Consider the following 23,388-nt stretch of genomic DNA (forward strand, 5'->3'; position numbering starts at 1 on the left):
GTGGCGGCGGTGAGGCGGGGACTGGTCGACGGCGAGGGCGCCGCGCTCGCGAGCGGGTCGTTGCCGGCGCTCACGCGCGGTGATGTGGCGGCGGCGCTGACGACGTCCGCGCGCGGCGTGCTGCGGCTGGCGCGGTACGAGCAGCTCAGCGGGCGGGAGCGGCCGGCGCACGAGCGGCTCACCGCGGTCCTGCCGACGCTCACCGACGCGGCGCTGCGCCGCGACGTCGAGGTGCAGCTGCAGCTCGGGGTGGCGTTCGAGCCGGCGTTCGGCGCGTTCACGCTGACGCTCGACGTCCCGCTCCCGGGCGGGCCGGCGGGGACCGCCGCGACCCGCGTCCGCGCCCTCGTCGCCGTCGCGTTCCACCGCCTCGTCATGGACGGCGTCGAGCCGGCCGGAGGTTGGACGGCGGCGCCGACGGCCGCGGACTGGGCGGAGCAGCTGTCGCTCGAGGAGCAGGCCCGGATCGGGTTCCTGGAGCTGCTGGAGCGCGGCGACCCGGACGAGATCCTGGACGCGATCGACCTGCTCTACTGGGTGCCCACGCTGTCGCTGGCGCACTCATTGGTGGTCGAGGCGCTGGCCGTGGCCGACGCCGCCCGGCGCGCGGCCGAGCGGGCCGGGATCGGCGCGATCGGGCCGTTCCTCGACCACACCACCGGCTGCAGCTACACGACACAGTTGCGGGTGGCTGACGCGGCGGGGCTGATCGAGCGGGCGCTGACCGGCTTCGAGGACTCAGGCAACTGGTCGTGGTGGATGCACGCGCGCTCGGTGCAGCACGTACTCGCGGTGATGTCGCGCGAGCAGCTGCCCGACGGCGGCGCGACGATGTCCGAGCTGGAGCGGCTGCTGCTCCTCGGCGACTGGCGGGAGGGACGGCGCTCGCTGGGGCACTCGGTGCTGATGGAGATGGCGATCGTCCTGACCAGCGTCGGTGACGCCGACGGCGCCCGGCGGCTCGTGCTCGCCGACGGCGGCATCGACGAGATGGTGCTCACCAACTCCGACCGCGCGCTGATCGCCGAGATGCTGTTCGCGGCCGCCGTGGCCGACGGCGACGACGCCGAGGCGGCGCGGCTGCGGCGCGTCGTCGAACACATGATGCCGTCGCCGTACGTGCTGATCGTGCGGGAGCGGATGGGAGCGCTGCTGTCCGGCGGCGCCGTCCAGGAGGCACCGGTGGTCGAGGATCTGGGCAACGGGTTCGAGATCTTCCGGACCCGCTGGCTGCTGCTGTCCGACGCCGTCCGGCGCGGTCGCCGCGACGCGGCGCTCGGCGCCCTCGCCAACCTCGACGCCTACGCCAGCGAGGCGCGCGTCGCCGCCGTCCGGACCCGGGCGGTGCAGCTGTTCCGGACGCCGGTGGCCGCGGCCGAGGACCTGCTGAGCACCAGGCAGCTCGAGGTCGCGACGCTCGCCGCCGCCGGCCGCACCAACCGGGAGATCGCGGCGGCGCTGTTCCTCGGCGTGCGGACGGTCGAGGGGTACGTGGCGAGCGCGCTGCGGACCCTCGGGCTGACCCGCCGGGAGGACCTGGCGACGGTGTCGCTGCCGGTCTCGCTCGGCGACGCGGACGGGACGTCGGCGGAGCCGGTGTACCTGACGTTGCGGCAGGGCCAGGTGGCGGCGCTGATCGCGGCGGGCGCGAGCAACCTGGACATCGGTGAGGCGCTCGGGATCACCGAGAAGACGGTCGACAAGCACATCGCGGCGATCAAGGAGCGGACCGGGCTGGGGACGCGGACCGCGATCGCCGCGTCGTTCCACACCGTCCTGGCCCAGCCCGCCGCGACGTGAGAAAACACGAAACCCCAGACCGGTTGCGGCCTGGGGCTTCACCGTGCGCGCCCGAAGGGACTCGAACCCCTAACCTTCTGGTTAGAGGCCGCCACCCAAGTTGACCAGCCACGATACCCCGGGCCAGCGCTCGTGCCCGCCGCGTCCACGGACTGGTCAGTAGCGTCACGACACGACGGCGATGTCGTCACGCTTCGGCCAACTAGGTTTAGCGGACGTGCGGCATGATCCCGGAACGGGATATTGCATTGTCCGTGACTAACCCATTTTCCCCGGAATGGGCGGTCGTGATCGATATGTTCGCTACCGCTCTGCGGGCTGCCGGGCAGCCCGACTCCACCATCAAGACACGCACCGCCCACACGAAGCGGCTCGCCCGCGTGTTCTCCCCGACAGGGCCGTGGGAGATCACCGGCGAGCAGCTGGTCACGTGGGCCGGCACCCAGCGGTGGGCAGCCGAGACCCGCCGCAGCTACTACGCGTCGTTCAGGAAGTTCTACGGCTGGGGGTTCGGCAGCGGCCGCACGTCAGCCAACCCGGCGCTGACGCTGCCCAGTGTCCAGCCCGGCCAACCCTGCCCGCGGCCGACACCGGACCGCGTCTACCGGGAAGCCCTGCTCGCGGCCGGCCGCCGCGAGCGGCTCATGGTCCGGCTGGCGGAGGAACAGGGCATGCGCCGCGGCGAGGTTGCCGTCAGTCACGCCGACGACCTGATCGAGGACCTGGCCGGCTGGTCGCTGATCGTGCACGGCAAGGGCGGCAAGACCCGCATCGTGCCGTTGTTGGACACCATCGCCGCCGAGCTGCTCGCGCTCGGACCCGGGTACTTCTTCCCCGGCCGGGTGAACGGGCACCTGTCGGCCGAGTATGTCGGGAAGCTGATCGCCCGGATCATGCCCGGCACCTGGACCATGCATTCGCTGCGGCACCGGTTCGCCAGCAAGGCGTACGCGGTCGACCGGGACCTGTTCACCCTGCAGGAGCTGCTCGGCCACGCCAACCCGAACACGACCCGCGTCTACGTCCACGTCGCCGACGACACCCGCCGTGCGCTGGTGCACGCCGCCGCCGGCGTACGCCAGCGCGCCCAGCTGGCGACGGTGGCGTGACGATGTGCAGCCGATCAGCCGCGGCGGGCGACCTCGAACCGCTCGACCACGGCCGCCAAGGACGACCCCAGCGCGTCGGCCACGTGCGCCAGCTCGACGACGTCGAGGCGCCGTTCCCCCGACTCGTACTTGGAGACGAACGACTGCGGGGTACCGAGCCGCCCAGCGACGTCGTACTGGGTCAGGCCGGCCTCATGCCGGAGCGCACGCAGCACCGCGCACAGGTGCTCGTACTCGACCGACCCCCGGGACCTCTCCACGAGGTGAACTCGACCGCCTCACCACGCGTAATCCCAAACCAGGATCACGGCCCGCGAGCCGACACGGACTCCCCGAGAGGAACGATCATGACCGCCACCACCGACGCTCCCGCGATCGACATCAAGGCCCCGATCGGTGCTCGCGAGGTCCAGGCCGTCGCCGACCTCCTCGACACGCACCGCGACCTGGCGCCGCCGCGCTACCTGACGATCGGCCGCTATAGCGACGACCTCGGCGGCAACGTCTACGCCAGCTGGTCCGCCGACAGCCGCGAGGACGTCGCCGCCTGGGCAGCCATGCTCGGCGCCGACGTCTACGAGTACACAACCGGCGTCGGGTGCTCCCTGCGTGCCACCGTCACCGTTGACGGCCTCGACGTCGAGGTGGCGCTGCTCTGGCAGGCCGGGCAGGACCGATGAGCGCGCGCGGCGACCACGCCGAGTACGTCGCGTTCGCGCGGCGGATCCTGCGCGCACTCGGCCGGCGCATGGCGGCAGCCGACCCCGAGGACCTGGTCGAGCTGCTCGCGCTGTCACGCGACGTCGACACCGCGATCGTGCAGGCCATCGTCGGGCTGCGCGCCGCCGGGTTCTCGTGGTCAGAGATCGCGATCGCCACCGGGACCACGCGGCAGGCCGCCCACAAGCGGTGGGCTGCCGACGTCGATCGGCTGTCAACCGCTAGTTGACGTCCCCGAGCACGGCGGACCCGCCGTGCCGACGGGGCGGACCCGGCTCGGTGGTCGCACACCGGGCCGGGCCCTTGATCCACCACCAGATCGAACCTGGAGGCAGACCATGTCCGACCCTACCCAGCTCGCCCGGCTCGTCGACGTCGTCGTGGACGACCTCGACCGCATGCGGGGATTGCTCGACAGCGCGCGGGTGACGCTTGCCGCGGCCGTCGACGTCGTCGACAACAGCAAGACCGGCCTGACCGCACTCCGCGACCAGCTCGGCAATCGGTCAGCACGGTGAACCGCCGCCGTGTCGAGATAGCAGCCTGGCTGCTCGCGCTGGCGCTGCTCACGATCGTCATCTGGCTCGTCTGACGAAGCGAGGGCCCGGCACCGTGATGGTGCCGAGCCGCACGCCGTCTACCCCATCCACCATCCCAGGCCCCCGCGCTAACCTCCCACGGCGCGTTCGGCCTCTCACGTCGGGACGCTACCAGATGATCCCAATTTGGGATATCGTCACCGTCGCACCGCCGCATCAACCGTCCGGGGAGTGTGCTACATGACGATCATGACGAAACCCACGCCGAGTCGGCCGGCGGCCGGCCGCCGCCCGCCGATCGTCCTCCTGCTGGCGCTCGCCCTCGCGGCCGTCGCCCTGGTCGTCGTTCCGATCGTCGTGCTCGAGCAGCGCGACGATCGCAGAGAGCGCGAGACGCAACAGGAGATCGAGCAGCTCGACGACGCGCTCTGCTACCCGGGCGAGCCTGGCTGCTGAGACTCGGCGTCAACCTCACCGCCCGCTGGCACTTGCATGGTGCCGCCGCGGGGCCACGGATGGATGGCCGGAGAGCGGGACCCTCAAGCCTGCGAAGACCCGACCAGCGCCGAAGCGGGACCCCCGCCACCCACGCAGAGGTGACGGGGGTCCCGCACGTTCAGCCGCCGAAGACGCCGCCGACGTACGAGCCGATCGCTGACCCGCCGGCCGCTGCGAGGCCGGCCGCGATCCACAGGGCGCGCTCGAGCTTGCGGATCCGCGTCTCGTGGTCGAGCACCTTCGGTGCGAGGTGCTCGCGCAGCAGTGTGTGGATCTCGACGATGCGGTCGTGGTCGGAGGTGATGGCGTCGTCGGTCACGGGACCGCCTCCGGGCCAGCGGTGCACTCGGGGTCGAGCATCGCGAACCCGAACCGGTCCCGCGGCGCCTCGTGCTCGAAACCGCCGACGTGCACGCACATCGCGACGCCGCCGGTGCTGGCCAGCCCGACGATCTGCGTCTCGCCCTGCTCCTCGTCGCTCATGCTGCGAAGTACACCCCTCCCACGCTGATGACGTCACCCGACACCCAGGTCCCGCCGGACAGTGGCGAGGTGGCCTGTAGCGAGTTGCCGTCCATCCACAAGTTGATCGTGGTAGATCCCGACATCCGACATGCCAGCGTCATCCGACCAGTGCCGGAGGTGCCACGGGACACATAGCCGGACCCCACGGTCATCCACGATGCGCCGGTCACGAGCGTTGGCAGGTCGACTGCGAGCGTGCCGGTGATGGTCGACGTGGACCCGAGAACCCACTTCCACTGCCATGCCACGAGGTCGCCGATGCGGCCCCAGTAGGCGTTCACCGCACCGTTCCCGACGCTCGCGTTGGTGAACGTCGGCGTCCAGGCCGAGGCGTTGCCGCGGCCCTCGAGGGCGTCGAGGCGGGCGCGGTCGTTCGCGATCTCGTCCGAGACCGACTCCTGGCCCAGGTTGAGCAGGTCGGAGAACGGCGCGGCGAGGTCGGTCTCGTCGTAGATGTAGATGCCGTTGGCGTCGAGGGATCCGGACATCAGGCCACCCCCAGGCAGATGTAGTCGAGCCGGTTGAGGATGCCGGAGAACGGCGCGTTGGTCGCGCAGACCTTGGCCCTGATGAACACGTTCTCGCTGTTCCAGGACGGCTGCTGGTCGCGGACCACAACGAGGATCGCCGTCGAGTCGTGGTCGAGTCGCGGCATCGGCATGATCAGCGAAGGAGTGAACGGCGCGCCATGGGGCAGCGCGAGGTCACCACTGGACCCGAAGTTCAGATCCTCCCAGGTGCCCCAGTGGATCCGGAAGCCGAGATACTGCGGGGAGAGCTTGCCGGTAGCGCGGCGGAGCACGTTGGCCGACGACACCGTCAGGATCGCGTTCGTGGACCGGTTGATCTCCTCGGCCCAGGCGGCGCCGTAGAGGTCGCCGCGCCCGGTGCCGCCGCGCTTGACCGGGAGGAAGCCGGAGGTGATCTGGTCGGCGCGGTGGGTGCCGTCGGTGCGGTGCCGGGCGATGTAGTCCCTGGTGACGTTGATCTCGTCATACGCCTGCCGGATGTCCTCCGAGCCCGCGACGGTGTCGTAGCCCACCGCGGCGGCGTCGTCGCCGTTGGCCATTCGTTCAGCCCTCCCAGGCGTACTCGGTGTACGACGTCCCGGCCGGGACGTCGTCGTAGCTCACCCCGGGCGGGGTGTACAGGTAGCTGTTCTGGTCGATGCCGAGCAGATCGCGGGTGCGCACGGTCATGACGTCGTCGGGCTGCGACCACGAGACCGCGGCGACGGCGCCGGCCTGAACGCCTCCGTCGGGCATCGTCATGAGGAACGGCTGATAGGGCCGCACGGAGTAGTCCGAGACGCCGCCCAGGCCGAGCACGCGGCCGAGCGCCCGGGCCCGGCGCAGGATCCCGCGGGCCAGCCCGGCGCCCGGGTACGGGCGCTCTACGGTGCGGGTGATGGTGCGGGTGCCGGTGACGCCGGCAGCGTCGTAGCGGGTGCGGCGCTGGCCGGTGCCGGCGTCGTCCCACTCGTAGGTGACGACCGCGCTGTCGCCCCAGCCTCCCTGCTCGCGGGACAGGGCGTCGGTGAGGTCGGTCGCGGTGAGCGGTGACGCGGCCAGCACGCCGGGCACGATCAGCACCTCGGGGTCCTCGAGGTGCCACAGGCCGCGCTCGTCGCACCACAGCCGCAGCCCGGCGATGCCAATGATCCCGGACAGGTACGACCAGGCACCCTCGCCAGGCTGCCACGGCAGCGCGTCGGTCTCGACGAGCTGGCTCCCGGCCGGTCCGGCGGGCAGCGCGACGCCGAGCACGTGGCCCAGCACCATGTTGCAGCAGTCGCGGATGGTCGACCCGGACGGCGTCATCGCCGTGGTGGCGGTCAGCGCGTAGTCCGTCAGCAGCGCGTCGGCCGACGCGGCGACGATCTCGACCGTGCCGGCGGCGTAGTCGACGGTCCGGTCTCGCAGGTGGAGGTTGGCGCGGACCCTGGTCGACGGCCGCCAGCCGCCGGGGTTGAACGGCTCGCCGTACTCGGTGGTGAAGCTGGCCAGCCCCATCCGCCCGTACCGGAACGTGACGTCGTCGACGTAGGCGTGCGGGTTCGTGCCGCTGAGGCGGATCTCCATGCGGGCGAACCGGTAGCCGGCCGCCTCGATCGGCGACGGCACGCTCTCGAATCCCGACCCCAGCCGTGTCCACTGGCCGACCGGCGGGTTGGCGATCGCCGTGCCGACCCACACGTACTCGACGCCGTCGGCGTCGTAGTAGTAGCGGCGCAGCTGCGCCAGCGTGATCGGCGTCGTCGGGTAGACCCACGCCCGCCAGTACCAGCGCACCAGGGTCTCGATCGGGAACATGTCGGTGGTCCACGCCGTCGCGCTACCGCCGGCCGGGTTGGTGATCTCCATCGAATGCGTGCCGGTGTGGGCCTGGGCGTCGGTCCACGCGATGGTCGTGCCAGCGCCGCCGTCGCTCGGCTCCCACTCGCTGATGCCGTACTCGAAGGACCCGTCATCCGGCGCGATGACGGTGGGCGCGATCTCCATCTCGGCGAGCGTCTGCCCGGCGTAGAAGGCCGAGAGGTCGGCCACCGGCCGGCCGTAGCCGAACGCCTGCGTCAGGCCGACGTGGACCCGCTGCGGCGGGCTGGTGCGCGGGTCCAACGTGAGCACGGGCGACGCCCGGTACAGCTGCACGCCGTCCTGGCGCAGCTGGTCGCCGATCGCGTAGCCGTCGACGGCGCGGGTCTCAACGTGCACGTGGATGTACTCCGGCCGCTCCGGCGCGGCGAACTCGACCTCGAGCTGCTGCCACTGCCCGGCCGGGATGTTGGCCAGCGTGACCCGGCCGACCTCCGCAAACCAGCCGCCCTCGCGGACCAGCTCGACGACCATCGTGGCGGTGAGCAGGTCGACGTCGGCCATGACCCGCGTGTGGGCGGTGTAGGAGTAGAGCCCCTGCACCGGCACATACTGGAACGAGGTGCGGGAGTGCGGCAGCGCCGACGACGGCGCCGTCCAGGTCGTCACCCACTGGCCGTCGACGAGCACCGTGTCGGCAGGGCCCGGCACGCCGTGCGGGTTGAACCACCAGGACTCCGGGTCCTCCGCGAAGATGTCCCGCGGCCCGAACTGGCCGCGGCCGTTCGTGGTGACGTCGCGGTCCCGGCTGTCGATCGGCAGCGTGGCGCGCATGAGTGCGTACGGCACGCGATCCTCGTCGAGGTCCAGCGAGAGGCTGTCCGGCTCGAAGGTGAACCCGCCGACCTGCAGCCGGTTGATGTGCGTCGACGCGGTCACGGCAGCACCTCCGTGAAGTCGGCCGTGACCACCCAACGCAGGAGCGTCACCTGGTCTAGCTCCGTCGTCAGCTGCCCGCTGACCACGTACGCCATCGCGGCCGTGGCGACATCGTCGTCGGCCAGCGTCAGCACCGTGCCGGCGGCGTGCATCTGCTCCATCGCCGCGGCGGCGACCTCGTCGGCGCAGAGGATCCGCAGCTGCCCGGCGCGCAGCGCGTGCGGTCGCAGCGTCACGTCCGGGTCCGGCCGGCCGAGCAGCTGGTGCACGCGGGTCCGCGCCTGCCGCGCCGGCGCCCAGCCGAGCACCAGCAGCGGCGTGAGGGTGGTGGTGCCATCGGTGATCGTGGTCGTCATCGCCTACACCGCCTGGTTGCCGAAGGTCTGGACCCGGATGGGCACGGTGATGCCGTTGCGACTCACGCGATTCGCCCACGCGACCCATGCCGAATCGTCGACGCGAGTGCGAATCGCCGGCCCCTCCACCGTGGCGGGCAGGGTCCGCTCCAGCCCGCCGACGACCCCGTTCGCCTCCGCGGTCCCCTTCCGGTCGCCGATCGCGGTCAGGCGGGCCAGCGCGTCGGCCCGCAGCTCGGGCGTGGCGTTGATGAGTCCCTGTAGCGCCAAGAACCCGTCCTCGCCCATGTCGAGCAGCACGCCCCGCTGCGTCGTGGTGAGGTTCTGCTGTGCCCACGCCCATGCCTGGATGCGCTCTTCCTGGTCGGCGAGCTGCTGGTCCAGGATGCCGATGAGTTCCTGCGCGGTGATCTCGCCGTCGCTGATCGCTGCGTCGCGCACCTCGGCGTAGGCGTCAGTCAGTCCGAGCACGCTCTCGGCGATCTGCTGGTCCGCCGCGACAGCCGCGTCGACGCGGGCCTGCTGCATGTCCTCTTCGCGCTGCTTGTTCGTCTCGCGGGCCGCGGCGAGCCGCTCATCATGCGCGCCGCGGGCCTCCTCGATCCGGGCGTTGGTCTCCTCGGTCGCGCGAGCGCGCTCCTCGTCCTGTGCGATTGCCGCTGCGGCCTGCTCGCTGCGGGCGGTGGCGGCCTGCTCCTCCGCGGTCTGCTCCGCGCCCAGCAGCTCGAGCCGGCGCTCGGCGTCGGCGATCTGCCTGGCACGCTCGCGGCCCTCGCCACGCAGCACGTCCAGCACAGAGATGTCGCGATCCTTCGCGATCTGCAGTTCTCGCTCGGCCAGCTCGATGGCCCGTTCCCGCGCCTGCGGGTCACCGGCGACACCACGCAGGTAGTTGGTCCAGTCGATCTCGGACAGGTGCTCGGCGCCCTCGGTGAGCCGGTCGAGGTTGAGCTGATCGGGGTCGGTCTCGGCGACGATCTGCCGCATCCGGTCGGCGACAGCGCTCAGCGCGGACTCGCCGTCCACGCGCACGGCGAGGAAGTTCTCGCGGATCTCACCGATGCGGTCCCGCAGCTCCTGCGCCTTCTCCTGGCTCTTGTCGAACGCCGCGCCGATGAGGCCGATGCCGATGGCGCCGGCCGCGCCGATCGCAGCACCCACGGGGCCGAGCCCGGCGACCAGCCCACCGAACGTGCCCTGGATGCCGTCGGCGAACGAGCGGGCCGACCCGTCGAAGGACGAGAACGTCTCGCTGGCGTTCTGCAGGCCCTCCTGCTTGATCTCCTGCATCGACGCCTTGGTGCGCGACTCGGTCTCCTGGACGTCGGCCACGGTGCGCTGCGAGGCCTGCTTGCTCGCCCCGCCAGCGGAGTCGAACGCGTCTTTGAACGACTGTTCCATCCGCTCGGTCGCGGACTCCACCTGCGCTGCGGCCTGGTCGACCTCCGCTTCGACGGTCTGCATGCCGCTCTTCGCGGCGTCGCTGACCTGATCGAACGCGGCCTTGCCGTCGTCGCCGATGCGGTCGAGCTGCTTGCCCGAGTCGGCCAGGTCATCGACGGCACGTTCGGCGTTGCGGGCGCCGTCCTCGATGCCGTCGGACAGCGCCCGGCCGGCGTCACGCCCGGCGTCCTGTGCCTCGCGGGAGACGTCGTCAAGGGCGTCGGCGACCTCGTCGAGCGCGCCCTCGACGTCGCGGGTGCCGCGGAGGAAGCCGGAGACGTCGGAGACGATCGGGATGCGGATCGGTCGCGCCATGCTCAGCTCCTCCCTTCGGCGGCCTCGTGCACCCGGCGGACGACGGTCTGCACCATCAGCGACGCCAGCCGCGGCCCGAGCTCGGCGAAGGCCGGGTGCGCGACGCGGCCCTTCGGGGCGCGGCGGGCGAGCTGCTTGGTGGTGTTGCGGGTGACGCGGTGGGTGCCGCCGGAGCGGCGGTTGCGGCGGGTGTAGGTCGTGGTGCGGTTCTGGTTGGACCCGAACTCGAACCCGGGCCACGCGACCACGGGGACCAGGCCGCCGGACAGTGCCCTACGTGAGCCGGCGGCCTGGGCGACGGGCGGGTTGCCCGACGCGATCCGGGTGCCCGGGACGATGACCCGGTCGTCCATGTGCCAGCTCGCGTGCTTGGCGACGACGGACTTCCACTCCGGGCTCATCGTCTTGACCAGGTCGCGCCGGAGGTCGCGAGCGAGGCTGCGGTCCATCGCCTTGAGGGCGAGGACGACAGCCTGCAGCTCGCGGTGGTCTCCGACCCGGAGCATGGGTCAGGAGACCTGCAACCAGGCGACCGAGCCGTCGATGACCACGTTGCTGCGCCCGGGCGCCGCAGGCTCGGTGGCGTCGGACGTGCCGTCGGTGAGCGCCCGCAGGACCACGGTGCCACCGTCGATGCCGACCCGGTCGCCGACGTCGTAGACGGTGGCGGTCACCCAGGCGGCGGGAGCGGGCGACGGGTCGACCAGCACCGGCCGACCCTGCACACCGCACGCCACCGACGCGGTGGCGTAGGCGTTGCCCGTGCCGCCGATGGCCGGGGACACGAGGGTGACGTTGGCCTCGAAGGTGGGGCCGCTGCCGGACTTCGGCTTGAACGTGACCTCGACGGTGGAGCCAGCGTTCTGGTACAGGTACCGGGCCAGCGAGTCGGGAGTCTCCCAGTCCTGGGCGATCTCCATCGTCACGGTCCACGTCTCCGAGCCGGGGTCGGTGAAGACCGCGGTCGGGGTGAGGCCGCGCCACTCCTGCGCGGAGTTGGCCGGGGTGAACGTGACCGCGCTGACGTGGGCCTCGTAGTTGTCGGTCTCGACGGTGAACAGGACGTCCTTCAGGACGAAGGGCGCCACGGCGATGGTGGCCATCAGGGCTCCTCGGGATTCTCGGTCTCCTTGGTGCTGATGCACCACGTGCTGATGCTGTAGCCGGGGTACTGCTGGTCCCCGTTGACGGTGCGGTCGGCCCGCGTCCATGTCAGGCCCTCGAAGTCGTCGTCCGTCTCGATGACGGTCAGCACGGCGTGCACCGCCGCGTCGAGGGCCGCGTCGGCCTTGGCCGGGTCGGTGATGCTGGTCATCACGTCCACGGTCAGCTCGTGCCGGCGCGCGCCCTGGACCCCGCCGGGCTCGGCCAGCGTCCGATACACCGACACGTACGTCCTGCCCGGCTCGGCGCCGTCCGGCGCCCACAGGTAGCCGCGCACGATGTACGCGTCCGGCAGGGCGTCGTCGAGGACCTGCGCGGCCCACGCCTGGATGCTCGTCACGTCGACGCACCTCCGACCATCCACGGGTCGACGCCGCGGCGTGGCCGCAGCAGCTGCTTCACCGAGTCGGCCAGGGGCCGGACCCGGATCGCGTAGTCGCCGTCGAACCCGAGCACGTCGCCGTCGCGCTGGGCGTTCGACCAGGTCTCCCGGGCCTGCTGCACGACGGCCTGCTTGTACCGGGCCGGCACCGGCGCCCCCTCAGCGAGCGCCGGTGCGTAGGCCTCGCACAGCTCCTGCGAGACGTCGAGCAGGTGCTGCAGGAGGGCAGGGTCCATTTCGACCGCGTCAGCCCAGATGAGCTGCGCGTCCTCGGTGTCTGCCCACGGCGCCATGTCAGGCGTCCTTCCGCGCCTCGTCGGTCTCGCCGGCCCGGGCGGCGATCTCGGCGTTGACCTTCGCCAGGTCGGCCTCGAGCTTCGCCTTCCGGGCGGCCAGCTGGGTGATCGTCGCCCGGGCCGCCATCAGGCGACGTCCTGCGTGGCGAGGGTGACGTAGGCGGCGCGATTCTGGATCGTGCCGTCCGCCCGCTCCCACGCCGTGAACTCGATCTCCCCGTTGTTGGCACGCGACCACGGGTTGACGACGACCGCGAGGTTCGACACGCGGCGGATCACGTACGCCTCGCGCAGGTCACCCAGCGCGGCGAACGCGACGTTGTCGCCAGACACGGCGGGAGCGCCCTGGTCGATGGTGACCGGGTACCCGAGCAGCACCTTCTCCGGCCGGCCACCCATGCCCGACGCCGCCTGCTCCGTGATGAGCGGCCGGTCGTTGCCGTCCACGATCCCGCGGATCTGCGTCCACGCGGCCTTGTTGAGCAGCCACTTCGCGGTCGCCTCATACTCAGGGTCCAGCAGGCCCTCCGTGTCCAGGAGGTCCTGGTAGGTGATCACGGTCGTCGCGGCCAGGTTGTTGTTCTTCGTCACGTTCGGGTTGAGCAGGCCGAGCGGCAGCGTGGTGCCGGCGCCGACCACCCAGTCCTTTGCCTGCTTGCGGGCGATACGCGTGCCGAGCGCCCGAGACACCAGGCCGACGACGTCGAACGCGGAGTCCTGCAGCAGCTCGACCGAGACCCGCAGGGGCGTGTTCTGCCCGCCGACGTCCTCACCGGCCGAGGTGTACTTGAACGCGTTCAGCTCGACCTCGCCGAACACCAGGTCAGCGCCGCCCTCGAACGCGGCCCCTTCGGCGGTGATGCCGCCCTCGTTGGCGGTGTCGTTCAGCGTCGGCCACGGCAGCTTGTTGCCGGTCTCGGTGGTGATCTCCTCGGCCTCGTTGGCCAGGCCACCGAACGCCTTGCGCACCTCCGTCAGCTTCTGCCGGAACCCCTCGGGCACCATGTACCCGCCGTCGGCGCCGCTGCCGACGCCCTGCGCGTTGGTGACCCGCAGGTCGGCGATGTCCGCGTTCGGCTGGCCGGTGCGCAGGTAGGCCTCGAACGCCTTGTCGAGCGTGTCGGTCTCCTCACGGGCCGGCGCCACGGCGACGGCGGCGGCCGGAACGTGGTCGCGCACCGGCGCCTCGTAGGCGGCCATGCGGGCGCGGATCTGCTCGGTGCGCGCGGTGGCGAGATCGTCCTCGAGCGCCTCGAAGCGCTTGGACTCGTCGTCGGTCAGCTTGCGGCCCTGCGCGCCGTCGGTGATGGCGCGCATCGCGGCCATGATCTCCGCGATGTCCATGGTGTTCCCTCCTTGGTTGGTCGTCGACGCCATCGCGAAGACGGGTTGGCCGCGCCGGACCGGTGCCGGTGCAGGTGTCTGGGTGGTGGCGGCCGGAGAGACCGGCGTCGCCCTGTTGTCGGCGGCCGCCCGGTCGTTCGCGACCTGGTCAGCCAGGCCCGCGGCGACGGCTTCGGCGGACGAGTACCAGGTCTCGACCTTCATGGCCTCGCGCCAGGTCTCGACGTCGCCGCCGGCCCGGTCGGCGTAGATGCCGGCGATGGTGTTCGACAGCTCGTCGAGCAGGTCGGCCAGCTCGCGCAGGTCCGCGGCGTTGCCGTAGCCGAAGCTGCCAGCGTCGTGGATCATCATGTGCGCGGGCTTCTCGATCGAGATCGTGTCGCCGGCCATTGCGACGAACGACGCAGCCGACGCGGCGATCCCGTCGATGTGGACATCCACGGTGGCGGGGTGGTTCAGCAGCGCGGCGTGGATGGCGATGCCGTCCCAGACGAGCCCGCCGGTGGAGTTGATGTGCAGGTCGATGGCGGGTGCGGTGATGGCGCGCAGCGATCGGGCGAACTGGGCAGCGGTGACGTCGTCGTCGCCCCAGTAGTCGCCGATGGCGCCGTAGATGAACAGCTCGGCTCGCTCGTCGCTGTCGGCGTTCTCGACGCGGAACCAGCCGTCGGCCGCGCGGTTCTCCGGCGGGCGGTTGATCAGGTGGCGGCCGCGGTCGGCCAGCTTGAGCAGCGCGTCGAGGTTCATGCGGGTGCCTCCTGGGCGACGACCTGGAACGTGATGCCGGCCTGGACGATCACGACGTTGACGCCGGCGGGCAGTCGCTCACGGAGCGCGCGGTGCACGTGGTCTGCGTCGGCGGCGTCGAAGTCGTTCGGGACGGTGACGATGAGGCTCTCGCCGGGCCGGACGTCGAGCCGGGCGATGCTCTCGACCTCGATGGTCTGGCTCATGCGTTGGCCTCCTGGGGCACGGGCGGCTCGACGTCGAGGTCGGCCAGTGCGACGCCGCCGACGCGGAGCACGTCACCGCCGGGGACCGGCGGGAGGTTGCGGATGCGGCGCGCCTCGTTCAGGGTGAGCAGGCCAGCGTTGACCTGCTTGATGAGCAGGTCGATCTCCTGCTCCGGGGTCGGCCGTTCGAGGCCGGCGTACTCGAACTCGCAGAAGGTCGGCCGCGAGAGCGTCAGCGACAGCCGCTGCTCGAACCGGCCGGTCCAGCCGGACAGAGTGAACCGGCCCAAGCCGCGGTTCTGCTCGGCCACGCCGGTGCCCCAGCTGGTCTGCTTCTCCGTCTGCATGAGCAGGTGCGGCGCCACGCCGGTCCAGCGGGCGATCTCTTCGATCTGGAACTGCCGCGACTGCAGGAACTGGGCGTCCTCGGCGGACATGGTCCACGGGGTGAAGTTCAGCTTGCGGCTGACGAACGCGATGGAGCCGGCGTTCTCCCAGCCGGCGGTGCGGCTGTCGAGTCCGGCCTTGACCGCCTCGGCCTCGTCCTCCTCGAGGTCGTCCTCGGGGGTCACGAGGCCGGAGATCAGCGCGCCGTTCTTGAACATCTTCGCCGCGGCGCGGTCACCGGCGATGGTGGTGCCGAGGCTGTTGCGGGCGACGCCCAGGATGGACAGGCCGCGCAGGCCGTCGAGTGACGGCCCCATGACCTGCGTCATCTCCGCTTCGGTGAACGTGCGGACGCGGCCGTTGTCGAGGGTGGCGCGGAACAGCTTGCGGCCGGTGTACCGGCCGGCGGCGTCCTTCTCCCACTCCGGCGCCACGCACAGCGGGTGGATCGGGACGGCGCCGATGAGGGCACCTCCGACATTGAAGACGTGCTTCAAGTAGGTGTTGCCGTGCAGCAGCAGGTGCAGCAGGCAGGTCTCTTTCCACTCGAACGGCGTCTGCCCGTCGACCCCGCCGGGGTTGTCGAGCCACGAGGTCAGCCGCTGGCGCTGGCCGTCCACGGTGTCGCGGTACGTCTTCAGCGGCAGGCCTGCGATCGTCGTGCTGATCAGGGTGACGGCGCGGAAGAACGCCGAGATCCCGAGCGCGGTGGACTCGCTGACCGGGACGCCGGAGTAGTTGGGCTGGACGTTGAAGTAACTGGCGAGCGCGGGGTCGCTGATCGAGATCAGCTCGTTCGTCGGCGCGACGCGCGGGATGCGCTGCCACGGCCAGGTCCACCTCACGGGCCACACGGTAGGTAGCGGTCCGGGCCCGACCCGGCCACTGTCGCGAAGGTCGTCATGCTGCGCGATTCGCGCGGGCTGTAGCCGTCGGAGCCACGCGGCAGACCGGCCCGACCAGCGGTGAGCCTCCGAGGCGATCGGCTGTCAACCGCCAGTTGACGTCCGCTCGTCGCCGCGGACTCGCCGTGACGACGGGGTCAGGCGACGGATGCGACTACCACCGCGGCCCGCTTCGGGAGCCGGTCGAAGGCCAGCAGCGCGACGGACCCGCCGACGATCGGGGTGATGTCGGCCGCTGATGCTCGCCGGCCGAACAGCTGCCCGGAGTCGCCGAGCGTGCGCCAGGCCGCGCCGTCGGCGGCGGCGTTGAGCGCCTTCTGGTCGGGGTGGTGCAGCTCGCCCGCCCGGAGAGCAGAGACCAGCGCAGCCTCGGCCGTGACGACGTCCTTGGTCCCCATCGGTGTCGTCTTCGGCTTGGGCTTGGACCGGGCCAGCATCTCGGCGACTTCGAGGTTGGCGCCGATGGCGTCGTAGGCGATCGGCACCTTGTGCTTCACCCACAGTCGGTAGGCCTCGCGGCCGACGGCGCGCGGGTCGGCGTGCAGCAGCACCTCGACGTGTGCGATGCCATCGTCATCGCGCCAGCCGGCCATGAGCGCGGCCGTGCTCGAGTCCGGGGAGACGTCGAATGCCAGCCCGAACCGGCGCGGCTTCTCGGCGAACTCGGCGGCGCCAGCTGCCCACAGGCCCGCGTCGATGGCGCGGGAGTCGTCGGTGCCGGGCCAGATCCCGAGGTACTCCATCGCGAACGCCAGCGCCGACGACGCCTCTTCGCGGCGCTCGAGGATGCGCTCGAGCGTGGTGAGGGTGCCGATGCCGGGGTGCACCCGCAGCAGGACGTCGTCGTCGTCCCACGCGTCGTCGGGCTGGGCGGCGTAGACGGACACGGCGGTGCCCTTGGCGTAGCGGCCCCGGACAATACCCGTGCGGCCCGCCAGGCCGGTGCTGAGCGCCTCCCAGTACCAGCCGGACCGGACTTTCCCCGGCGTGCCGGAGAGGACGACCTGGCCCTGCGGGCGGGTGTCGAACAGCGGCATGACGGCCTGCTTGATGTCGAGCGAGACATCGGGCGCCAGCTCCTGCGGCTCGTCGACGTAGACGACGTCGACGGCGTCACCGCGGACGCTGCCGGACTCGGGCGCGACGATCCACAGCCGGGACCCGTTCCGGAACTCGAAGGCCTCGTCGCCCTTGCCCTCGCGGATCTTCGGTCCGCCGGCCTCCTCCGGCCAGTGCCGGTCGAGCATGCGCTTGACGTCGTACCAGCGCTCGCGCGCCTTCTGGCGGGTCTGGGCGGTGACCATGATGTTGGTGTCCGGCTCGAGGTCGCAGCGACCGATCAGCCAGGACCAGCAGCCGGTCGTCTTGCCGGCGCGGCGTGGCCACTGGACGGCGGTCGTGGTGGTGCCTTCGTCGAGCAGCTGGCCGAGCTCGAGCTGGTGCAGGTGCATCGTCAGGCCAAGCCGTCCGGCGCCCGCGGTCATCCGGGGGGATTCCGGGCCTGACCTGCCCGTATGTGCCACTGGTTGCGGCTGTGTGCGGGTGCGGCGGCGCTTCTTGCTGGCCTCCGCGCGGCATGCCCCCTTGCAGTATCGGGCGTCAGATCGGCCCTCGAACTCGGCGCCGCATTCAGCGCAAGTGTGCCTCATTTAGGCCTCTGACCAGGGGAGATGCGAGGTGGGGAGGGAAAGGGAGCGGAGTGCGCGTTGGGGTTATCAGGGGCTCCGAACTTTCCGGGCGCGCGGTCGGTGACCTGAGGAACGAGCGCATCCAGCACGAGGACGATCGCGTTGAGACCGTCGATGGTGTTCATTGGTGCGCTCTTCCGTCGTTGCCCGGTGACCGCGACGTCGACCTCCATCCGGAGCACGCGCAGGCCCAGCGCCAGCTCGGCCACGGTCTGGATCAGCAGTTCGTGTGGTGTCGCCGTCACCATCGTCGCGTCCCTTCGGTGCGTTGGGTGGTGGCCCGCCGTCGTGCGGCGGCGAGCTGGCCGCCGAGCTTGCCGCCAGCTGCGGTGTTGCAGCGGGCGTGTGCGGGGCCGTGGTTGGTGGGGTCGTCCTTGGCGCCACCGAGTGCCAGCTCGACGATGTGGTCGACGTGCCAGGTCTCGCGGTCGAGGTCGATGGCCCGCCCGCAGCGGGTGCAGGGCTGGACCTGGCCGCGGGACCGGATGGCCGCTCGGGCCTTCGTGACCCGCCTCCCGGCCCAGCCCCTGCTGCTCATCGTTCGTCAGCCGACCTGGATCAACCGGCTGTGCTCGTCGAGCGTCTGACCGGTCGGGTACGCGGACGCCTCGCCGGCCACGTATCCCTCGACGGGGTCAGTGCGGACGAGGACCGTCGGGTCGTCGTTCTTCGGTGCCGCGGCGACCAGGCCGGCGCCCACGAGGACGGCGACGCCGATGAACGTCCACTCCTGCGCGGTGATGGTGCCGTCGGCGAGCGCCGTCCCGGCCGCGGACAGGCCGGACGCCAGCCCTCCGGCCGCGGCCTTCACGTACTCCCGTGCGCTCACTGGCCGCCGCCGTTCCGGCCGTCGTACGCGTCACCGGGGTACACCGACTCGGCCTCAGCCTCGGTGACCGCCGCCGGCTCGGCCTCGACGGCAGCCAGCGCGGCGACGGCGCGGGGGTTGCCCGCGGCGGCCTCGGCCTTCGCCCACTGGTACATCGACTGGATCGCGGTGCCGATGTGCGGGCCGGAGCGGCCGAGCCACTGGCCGTGTACGCCGATGCCGGCGATCTCGGCCAGCTCGCGCCGAGTGGTGGGCCCATCGCGGAACCCTTCGGCGAGGATGTTGTTGATCTCCTGCCGGACGGCCTTGTTCTTCAGCAGCGCCAGGAACTGTTCGGGGGTCATGTCGTCGTCCTCCTGGGGGTCGGTGGGTCGGGGTGAGCCGGCGAGCACGCCGGCGCTGATGAGGTCCATGAGCGGGTCGCCAGGGCACTCGGTTGAGGCGCCGTTGACCTGCTGGTGGCCGCGGAGCCGGGTGGCTCGCGGGGACCGCTTGAGGATGTCGGCGCGGAGCTGGCGGAATGCGTTGATGCACGCCGTCGTGGGCTCTTCGTCGTCGCCGATGACGAACAGCACGCCGATGCTGTGACGGTTCTGGCTGGGGTTGCTGTCAGAGGCGGCGTGGGCGCCTACGCGGTCGAGGCCTCGGAGGGTCCAGATGCGGCCAGCGCCGTCGACGGCCATGTTGTAGCCGATGTCGACCCACCCGCGCTGGTTGACGTGGTAGTCGCGCCAGCCGCGGAGTCTGGAGGCGACCTGGGCCTCGCTGAGGCCCTGCAGGCGGACGTTGCCGGATGCGGGGTAGTGGACGTCGATCTCGTCGACGTCGGCGGCGGGCAGCGGGTCACCCTTGGCGGCGGTGGGTGTCCAGACGCCGCGTGCCTTGTACGTCGTAGTCATCGTTCCTCACTCGATGGGTCGTGGGGTTCGGCGTGACCGTCGCCTACGCCGCCGCGGCGCGGATGGCGGTGGCTCGACCCGAGTGCCGGGGCCCGGTGCGTGCTCGGGTCGGCTCGATCGGGGAGCGTTCTGGTCGCCGGCCTTGCGGTCGGCGGCGCATCCACGGCATGGCAGCGGCAGCCAGTGCAGCTCGCAGCGCTCTCGCGCGCGTTCTGGACCTTGGTCACCTGCAGTACCCCTGATCTCTGGTTCTTTACTTATGGTTCTGGGCCGCAAATTTGCGGCCATGCCCTCCGCATTTCTGCGGCTGTATTGCTGTGGTGTAGCCGCAGATCTGCGGCCCTTTGGGCGGTGCTGGAGCCTGTAGCGGTTGGTGCGCTTGCGGCCGAGTCCGCGGTCGACGATGACCAGCCCGGCCGCCTCGAGTTCGGCGACGGCGCGGTCGACGGTGTCGGTCGCGCACCCCATGTCACCGGCCAGGTGGGCTCGGGAGGTCCACGTGTCCGCGCGTGACCCCTGGTGGACGTCGAGCAGGCCCCAGACCTGGATCGCGCGGGCGGACAGGCCCTCGCCGAGCAGGCTGGCGGGGATCTGCGCGAAGCCGTTGAGGCATGGCGGAGAGGCCGACGGGTCGCCGGCCTCCCAGAGAACGGGGTCCAAACCGTCACGCCGTCACGCGGCTCGACGCGGCGACGACCAGCCCGGCGATCGCGCGGGCCGACCGGATCGCGAGGCCGGCGGCCGCCAGGTGACGGGAGATGTCGGCGCCGACGGTGCCCTCGGCGAACTCGACGTCGTACAGCTCGGGGTCGCCGAGGGTTTCGAGGGCGCGGACCGCGGTCGCGTGGTCGGTCTCCATGATGGTGAGCGCGTTGAGCAGGTCGAGCCGGGCCAGGTCGATGTTCGCGGCGTGCTGAGCCTCGCGGTCGGCGTCCTCAGCGGTGCGCTGCTCGGGCGTCAGGTTGGCCCGGCGCTCGCGCTCCATCTCGCGGCGCACAGCGGGGTCGATGTGGAACGTCATGGTCGGTTCCTCCCGTGCGGGTCGGGGCGTGCGGTCGTGATCGTGGGGCCGCCGGGGAGCTGGCGGCGCTGAACGTGCGGGCGGCAGATCGGGCACGGGATCGGCCGCCCGGACCAGTCCTCGCCGTCCCAGCCGTCGCGGCAGTCGTGGCGGTCCGACGGCTCGGGCACCAGCTCCCCGTTCGGCTCGCGGTGCATGCCGTCTGGGCGGCTCACGGGTCGTCCTCGCAGTCCGCGCACACGACACCGTTTGCCGGCGGCCGGTCCAGCCACGGCCCGACACCAGGTGCCGCGAGCGCACCGCACACGGCGATGTTCGAGCGGCTCTGTCGGTGCCAGCCGCCCCACACGTCGATGAACCAGCGCCGCTGCCGGTCGGCGGTGATCGTCATCGCCGTACCGCCGAAGTGTCCAGCCTCAGGCGTACCGTCCACGCATGGACCTCAGCCTGTTCATTGCGTTCGCCGCCGCCGTGATCGCATTGGGAGCTGCGATCTTCACCGGCCTGCAATGGAGCGAGAGTCGCCGATCCGCGAACCAGGCGACGCGCTCGGCCGACGAGGCGGCCAGGGCCGCCGATGCTGCCGACCGATCTGCGGCGGCCGCCGAAGGCTCGCTCGAGCTTCAGCGTAGGGCGGCCGACCAGGAGCGAGTCGTGTGGGAGTTCACCCAGATCTCTGGGCAGGGTCGCTACGCACTTCGAAACGACGGCACGGACGCCGCGCTGAACGTCCGGATCGAACCGCACGCCACCGTCTTCGAGGGCGAGACCCAATACGACGAGTTCGCGGCTGGCCAGGAGGAGGCGTACCACGCCGAGGAGTACGGCAACGAGGGCTACATCATCGTGCGATGGCACCAGGAGGGTGATGCCGCCGATAGCCGTCCCCGCGCGAAGAAGCTCCATCTGTAGGGCGGTGACCAGGACTGGCGGCTTCACCCGACAGCCCTTCCCCGTCGGTATCGCCCGCGGCCGCGGCGCACCGCTGGCCGCCACGAGCGGCCCGCGACGCGGCGTGCGGGTGTCGGCGGCCAGGCCGGCGAAGCCGGCCGCACAAGGCGGGCAGCGCGGAAGGTGCCGAGGCTGATCGCGAGCGCCGGGCCCCACACGGCGACGAACTCGTGGATCATGACTCGATCACCTCGACCGTGCACCGCTCCGGCACCAGCAGGAACGGCCGGCCGTTCAGCACCACCCACGTCCGCTCGAGCTGGTGCACGATCCGGTCGAGTACGCCAGCTATCCGGGTCGGTCCGGTCGTCAGGTTGGGCGCGTGCTGCTCGGTCACGATGACCTGCCGTCCGATGTCCTCGCCGGACAGCGTCGCCAGCGGTCGCGCCGTCGCCGTCACCGTGCGCCGCCGTTGCGCAGGGCGAGGACTTCGGCCTCGCGGTAGCGGCGGTGGCCGCCCGGCGTGTAGACGGGGGTGAGCTTCCCGGCCTCGGCCCACCGGCTGACCGTCTTGACGTTCACGCGGAACAGCTCCGCCACCTCGAGCGGCAGCAGCAGCGGCTCGGCGGCAACGGGCGCGGCGCGACGGCGCGTCACGGCGTCACCGCCGCGGGCCGGTTCGGCACCCACCGTGCCGCAGTCGTCGACGTCCCAGGGTCAGCGCTCCACCCACCGTCACGGGCAAGCTCGAGCGCCTGGCCGACGGCGGCCTCGTACGGCAGCTCGACCGGCAGGGTGTAGGCGCCGATCCGGCGGTCCAGCTCGACCAGGTCGGCCACGGTCTCGAGGGCGATCTGCAGCGCAGCGACGATGCCGCCGTAGACGCCGCCCATGCGCAGCGCGGACTTCATCAGCCGCACCGCGGCGCCCTCGACCTCAATCCGCTCGCGGAGCAGCTCTTCCCGCCGGGTCTTGCGGGCCAGTTCGTACACGTACGGGCCGCCCCGCAGCCCGCCTGCCGGTGCTTGTTCAGTCGGCATGGGATACTCCGATCTCTTGGTCAAGGCGGGCGCCGGCCCTTCCGGGGATGGTCTGGTCGGTGCCCGCCGATCTACGTCGGGTCGGTGGATTCCCGGGTGGCGCCGGGGCAGGGAGTCACCGGCGCCACCCGGGCGCTCGGTCAGTCCTCCGTGTAGCCGTGTCGCTCGAGTGCGGCGCGTGCGCGGGCGGCCATGTTCGCCCGGTCGACCGCCTGGCCGACGTCGTCACGGGACGCCTTGCCGCGCCGTCGGGCGCGTTCGGTCGCCGCCACCCGCCGCGTCGCGGACTCCTCGCGCTCCCGCGCCTGCCGGGCCACGTCACGGGACTTGCTCATCGGGTGGCCGCCCCAGCCGTGAGGAGGGTCCGGACGTCCCCGCGGCGGAAGCGGCGGTGCCCGGTCGGTGTGCGGTCCGAGGCGATCTTGCCGGCGCGCTCCCAGCGCTTCAGCGTGTCGGGGTGCACGCCCAGCATCGAGGCAGCCTCACCGACGGGGATCAGATCCTCGTCGCTGTGCCGTGCTTGCGTAGGTTGCATGCGGCAGACCTAAGCATGCTCAGATTCAAAGTGTCAACGGTGTGATTCGGCGTGGCGGCATTCAAGCGGCTCTTGCGCCGGTTTGCATGGGGTGGCAAGATGCCCGCTATGCAGAACTCGACCGAACGCGCCAGGCCGCTGATTCCTGAGTGGACACTGGCTGACCGGCTGCGGAAGGTTCGGCTGACCACGGGGCTGCAACAGCGCGACTTCGCCGAGAGGCTGCAGGTGACGGCGAGCGCCTACGCGCAGTGGGAGGCGGGCAACACGAAGCCGCGTGACATCGTCACGGTGGCCCGTCGAATCGAGATGCTCACCGGAGTGCCGGCGACGTGGATTCTCGGTCTGTACACGGAAACACCCCGGCCAGATGGCCCGGCCGGGGTGGAGGGTGATGACTCGGTGGCGCGCCCGAAGGGATTCGAACCCCTAACCTTCTGATCCGTAGTCAGATGCTCTATCCGTTGAGCTACGGGCGCTCAGTCCGCGATGAAG

The 23,388-nt window shown here is 71.4% G+C and carries 37 protein-coding genes and 1 tRNA gene; 8 read left to right on the forward strand and 30 right to left on the reverse strand.

Features of this window, described 5'->3' with window-relative positions; translation table 11 throughout:
- Positions 1-9: 9 nt before the first annotated feature.
- Together BLU82_RS29705 and BLU82_RS29710 are read left to right on the forward strand one after the other, a co-directional pair.
- Positions 10-1,800, forward strand: coding sequence for a LuxR family transcriptional regulator (locus BLU82_RS29705; protein ID WP_157741340.1), 1,791 nt, complete (start codon positions 10-12; stop codon positions 1,798-1,800).
- Between the two features lie 296 nt (positions 1,801-2,096).
- Positions 2,097-2,909: a tyrosine-type recombinase/integrase gene (locus BLU82_RS29710; RefSeq protein ID WP_197682562.1), complete on the forward strand. Its 813-nt coding sequence runs from the start codon at positions 2,097-2,099 to the stop codon at positions 2,907-2,909.
- A 14-nt stretch (positions 2,910-2,923) separates the two neighbouring features.
- On the opposite strand, the gene BLU82_RS29715 is transcribed toward BLU82_RS29710, so the two are convergent.
- Positions 2,924-3,169 (reverse strand): helix-turn-helix domain-containing protein, encoded by a 246-nt coding sequence (locus BLU82_RS29715; protein WP_092624470.1) that lies wholly within the window; start codon positions 3,167-3,169, stop codon positions 2,924-2,926.
- An 87-nt stretch (positions 3,170-3,256) separates the two neighbouring features.
- Here BLU82_RS29715 and BLU82_RS29720 point away from each other — a divergent pair, with 87 nt between their 5' ends.
- The 4 genes from BLU82_RS29720 to BLU82_RS29735 all read left to right on the forward strand — a co-directional run bounded on the left by BLU82_RS29720 (position 3,257) and on the right by BLU82_RS29735 (position 4,624).
- A complete protein-coding gene (locus BLU82_RS29720; protein ID WP_092624471.1) occupies positions 3,257-3,589 on the forward strand; it encodes a hypothetical protein in 333 nt (110 codons plus the stop codon).
- Positions 3,586-3,858, forward strand: coding sequence for a hypothetical protein (locus tag BLU82_RS29725; RefSeq protein ID WP_092624472.1), 273 nt, complete (start codon positions 3,586-3,588; stop codon positions 3,856-3,858). Before BLU82_RS29720 ends, BLU82_RS29725 begins: the two co-directional genes overlap by 4 nt.
- 109 nt (positions 3,859-3,967) lie before the next feature.
- Complete coding sequence (locus BLU82_RS29730) at positions 3,968-4,147, forward strand: hypothetical protein (RefSeq protein ID WP_092624473.1); 180 nt, start codon at positions 3,968-3,970, stop codon at positions 4,145-4,147.
- 261 nt (positions 4,148-4,408) lie between these two features.
- Entirely contained in the window at positions 4,409-4,624 is a 216-nt protein-coding gene (locus BLU82_RS29735; protein ID WP_157741341.1) for a hypothetical protein, read from the forward strand.
- Between the two features lie 160 nt (positions 4,625-4,784).
- Here BLU82_RS29735 and BLU82_RS29740 read toward each other — a convergent pair whose 3' ends face one another.
- The 23 genes from BLU82_RS29740 to BLU82_RS29835 all read right to left on the reverse strand — a co-directional run bounded on the left by BLU82_RS29740 (position 4,785) and on the right by BLU82_RS29835 (position 20,818).
- The gene (locus tag BLU82_RS29740; protein ID WP_092624475.1) at positions 4,785-4,985 is read right to left on the reverse strand and encodes a hypothetical protein; all 201 of its coding nucleotides are present in this window, start codon (positions 4,983-4,985) and stop codon (positions 4,785-4,787) included.
- Positions 4,982-5,149, reverse strand: coding sequence for a hypothetical protein (locus BLU82_RS34500; protein ID WP_157741342.1), 168 nt, complete (start codon positions 5,147-5,149; stop codon positions 4,982-4,984). The genes BLU82_RS29740 and BLU82_RS34500 overlap by 4 nt, the downstream gene beginning before the upstream one ends.
- On the reverse strand, positions 5,146-5,679 hold the full coding sequence (locus BLU82_RS29745) for a hypothetical protein (RefSeq protein WP_092624476.1): 534 nt from the start codon (positions 5,677-5,679) through the stop codon (positions 5,146-5,148). Before BLU82_RS29745 ends, BLU82_RS34500 begins: the two co-directional genes overlap by 4 nt.
- On the reverse strand, positions 5,679-6,260 hold the full coding sequence (locus tag BLU82_RS29750) for a hypothetical protein (RefSeq protein WP_092624477.1): 582 nt from the start codon (positions 6,258-6,260) through the stop codon (positions 5,679-5,681). The genes BLU82_RS29745 and BLU82_RS29750 overlap by 1 nt, the downstream gene beginning before the upstream one ends.
- Positions 6,261-6,264: 4 nt before the next feature.
- Entirely contained in the window at positions 6,265-8,445 is a 2,181-nt protein-coding gene (locus BLU82_RS29755; RefSeq protein ID WP_092624478.1) for a hypothetical protein, read from the reverse strand.
- Positions 8,442-8,801, reverse strand: coding sequence for a hypothetical protein (locus BLU82_RS29760; protein ID WP_092624479.1), 360 nt, complete (start codon positions 8,799-8,801; stop codon positions 8,442-8,444). The genes BLU82_RS29755 and BLU82_RS29760 overlap by 4 nt, the downstream gene beginning before the upstream one ends.
- Before the next feature lie 3 nt (positions 8,802-8,804).
- Positions 8,805-10,559 (reverse strand): hypothetical protein, encoded by a 1,755-nt coding sequence (locus BLU82_RS29765; RefSeq protein WP_092624480.1) that lies wholly within the window; start codon positions 10,557-10,559, stop codon positions 8,805-8,807.
- Between the two features lie 2 nt (positions 10,560-10,561).
- Entirely contained in the window at positions 10,562-11,065 is a 504-nt protein-coding gene (locus BLU82_RS29770) for a hypothetical protein (RefSeq protein ID WP_092624481.1), read from the reverse strand.
- A 3-nt stretch (positions 11,066-11,068) separates the two neighbouring features.
- The gene (locus BLU82_RS29775) at positions 11,069-11,662 is read right to left on the reverse strand and encodes a hypothetical protein (RefSeq protein WP_092624482.1); all 594 of its coding nucleotides are present in this window, start codon (positions 11,660-11,662) and stop codon (positions 11,069-11,071) included.
- Positions 11,662-12,063, reverse strand: coding sequence for a hypothetical protein (locus tag BLU82_RS29780; RefSeq protein ID WP_092624483.1), 402 nt, complete (start codon positions 12,061-12,063; stop codon positions 11,662-11,664). The genes BLU82_RS29775 and BLU82_RS29780 overlap by 1 nt, the downstream gene beginning before the upstream one ends.
- Positions 12,060-12,398 (reverse strand): hypothetical protein, encoded by a 339-nt coding sequence (locus BLU82_RS29785; protein WP_092624484.1) that lies wholly within the window; start codon positions 12,396-12,398, stop codon positions 12,060-12,062. Before BLU82_RS29785 ends, BLU82_RS29780 begins: the two co-directional genes overlap by 4 nt.
- Position 12,399: 1 nt before the next feature.
- Positions 12,400-12,528, reverse strand: a complete 129-nt coding sequence (locus BLU82_RS36065; RefSeq protein WP_255367092.1) for a hypothetical protein — start codon at positions 12,526-12,528, stop codon at positions 12,400-12,402.
- Positions 12,528-14,492: a phage major capsid protein gene (locus BLU82_RS29790; protein WP_092624485.1), complete on the reverse strand. Its 1,965-nt coding sequence runs from the start codon at positions 14,490-14,492 to the stop codon at positions 12,528-12,530. The genes BLU82_RS36065 and BLU82_RS29790 overlap by 1 nt, the downstream gene beginning before the upstream one ends.
- Entirely contained in the window at positions 14,489-14,698 is a 210-nt protein-coding gene (locus BLU82_RS29795; RefSeq protein WP_092624486.1) for a hypothetical protein, read from the reverse strand. The genes BLU82_RS29790 and BLU82_RS29795 overlap by 4 nt, the downstream gene beginning before the upstream one ends.
- The gene (locus BLU82_RS29800; protein ID WP_197682563.1) at positions 14,695-15,930 is read right to left on the reverse strand and encodes a phage portal protein; all 1,236 of its coding nucleotides are present in this window, start codon (positions 15,928-15,930) and stop codon (positions 14,695-14,697) included. The genes BLU82_RS29795 and BLU82_RS29800 overlap by 4 nt, the downstream gene beginning before the upstream one ends.
- 197 nt (positions 15,931-16,127) lie before the next feature.
- A complete protein-coding gene (locus BLU82_RS29805; RefSeq protein ID WP_157741343.1) occupies positions 16,128-17,474 on the reverse strand; it encodes a phage terminase large subunit family protein in 1,347 nt (448 codons plus the stop codon).
- A 161-nt stretch (positions 17,475-17,635) separates the two neighbouring features.
- Positions 17,636-17,926 (reverse strand): hypothetical protein, encoded by a 291-nt coding sequence (locus tag BLU82_RS29810; protein ID WP_157741344.1) that lies wholly within the window; start codon positions 17,924-17,926, stop codon positions 17,636-17,638.
- Positions 17,920-18,216 carry an HNH endonuclease gene (locus BLU82_RS29815; RefSeq protein WP_092624489.1) on the reverse strand — a complete coding sequence of 99 codons (297 nt, stop codon included), beginning with the start codon at positions 18,214-18,216 and terminating at the stop codon, positions 17,920-17,922. Before BLU82_RS29815 ends, BLU82_RS29810 begins: the two co-directional genes overlap by 7 nt.
- Positions 18,217-18,222: 6 nt before the next feature.
- Positions 18,223-18,507 carry a hypothetical protein gene (locus BLU82_RS34505; RefSeq protein WP_157741345.1) on the reverse strand — a complete coding sequence of 95 codons (285 nt, stop codon included), beginning with the start codon at positions 18,505-18,507 and terminating at the stop codon, positions 18,223-18,225.
- Complete coding sequence (locus BLU82_RS29820; protein WP_092624490.1) at positions 18,504-19,406, reverse strand: peptidoglycan recognition family protein; 903 nt, start codon at positions 19,404-19,406, stop codon at positions 18,504-18,506. Before BLU82_RS29820 ends, BLU82_RS34505 begins: the two co-directional genes overlap by 4 nt.
- A 664-nt stretch (positions 19,407-20,070) precedes the next feature.
- Positions 20,071-20,427 (reverse strand): hypothetical protein, encoded by a 357-nt coding sequence (locus BLU82_RS29825; RefSeq protein ID WP_092624491.1) that lies wholly within the window; start codon positions 20,425-20,427, stop codon positions 20,071-20,073.
- On the reverse strand, positions 20,424-20,642 hold the full coding sequence (locus BLU82_RS29830) for a hypothetical protein (protein WP_157741346.1): 219 nt from the start codon (positions 20,640-20,642) through the stop codon (positions 20,424-20,426). The genes BLU82_RS29825 and BLU82_RS29830 overlap by 4 nt, the downstream gene beginning before the upstream one ends.
- Positions 20,639-20,818 (reverse strand): hypothetical protein, encoded by a 180-nt coding sequence (locus BLU82_RS29835; protein ID WP_092624493.1) that lies wholly within the window; start codon positions 20,816-20,818, stop codon positions 20,639-20,641. Before BLU82_RS29835 ends, BLU82_RS29830 begins: the two co-directional genes overlap by 4 nt.
- 44 nt (positions 20,819-20,862) lie before the next feature.
- Between BLU82_RS29835 and BLU82_RS29840 the strand changes: the two genes are divergently transcribed.
- Positions 20,863-21,339 (forward strand): hypothetical protein, encoded by a 477-nt coding sequence (locus tag BLU82_RS29840; RefSeq protein ID WP_092624494.1) that lies wholly within the window; start codon positions 20,863-20,865, stop codon positions 21,337-21,339.
- 214 nt (positions 21,340-21,553) lie between these two features.
- Here BLU82_RS29840 and BLU82_RS29845 read toward each other — a convergent pair whose 3' ends face one another.
- From BLU82_RS29845 to BLU82_RS29865, 5 genes are all read right to left on the reverse strand, one after another.
- Positions 21,554-21,778 carry a hypothetical protein gene (locus tag BLU82_RS29845; RefSeq protein ID WP_092624495.1) on the reverse strand — a complete coding sequence of 75 codons (225 nt, stop codon included), beginning with the start codon at positions 21,776-21,778 and terminating at the stop codon, positions 21,554-21,556.
- A complete protein-coding gene (locus tag BLU82_RS29850) occupies positions 21,775-21,975 on the reverse strand; it encodes a BldC family transcriptional regulator (RefSeq protein ID WP_092626510.1) in 201 nt (66 codons plus the stop codon). Before BLU82_RS29850 ends, BLU82_RS29845 begins: the two co-directional genes overlap by 4 nt.
- The gene (locus BLU82_RS29855) at positions 21,972-22,358 is read right to left on the reverse strand and encodes a hypothetical protein (RefSeq protein WP_157741347.1); all 387 of its coding nucleotides are present in this window, start codon (positions 22,356-22,358) and stop codon (positions 21,972-21,974) included. The genes BLU82_RS29850 and BLU82_RS29855 overlap by 4 nt, the downstream gene beginning before the upstream one ends.
- A gap of 140 nt (positions 22,359-22,498) precedes the next feature.
- Positions 22,499-22,693, reverse strand: coding sequence for a hypothetical protein (locus tag BLU82_RS29860; RefSeq protein WP_092624497.1), 195 nt, complete (start codon positions 22,691-22,693; stop codon positions 22,499-22,501).
- On the reverse strand, positions 22,690-22,893 hold the full coding sequence (locus tag BLU82_RS29865; protein WP_092624498.1) for a helix-turn-helix domain-containing protein: 204 nt from the start codon (positions 22,891-22,893) through the stop codon (positions 22,690-22,692). Before BLU82_RS29865 ends, BLU82_RS29860 begins: the two co-directional genes overlap by 4 nt.
- Before the next feature lie 108 nt (positions 22,894-23,001).
- On the opposite strand from BLU82_RS29865, the gene BLU82_RS36480 reads away from it, so the two are divergent.
- On the forward strand, positions 23,002-23,334 hold the full coding sequence (locus tag BLU82_RS36480) for a helix-turn-helix domain-containing protein (protein ID WP_370246340.1): 333 nt from the start codon (positions 23,002-23,004) through the stop codon (positions 23,332-23,334).
- Here BLU82_RS36480 and BLU82_RS29875 read toward each other — a convergent pair.
- Positions 23,297-23,372 (reverse strand) — tRNA-Arg (locus tag BLU82_RS29875). The genes BLU82_RS36480 and BLU82_RS29875 overlap by 38 nt on opposite strands.
- Between the last annotated feature and the right edge of the window lie 16 nt (positions 23,373-23,388).

Origin of the sequence: Jiangella sp. DSM 45060, assembly GCF_900105175.1 — a bacterium.
Taxonomy (GTDB): Bacteria; Actinomycetota; Actinomycetes; order Jiangellales; family Jiangellaceae; genus Jiangella.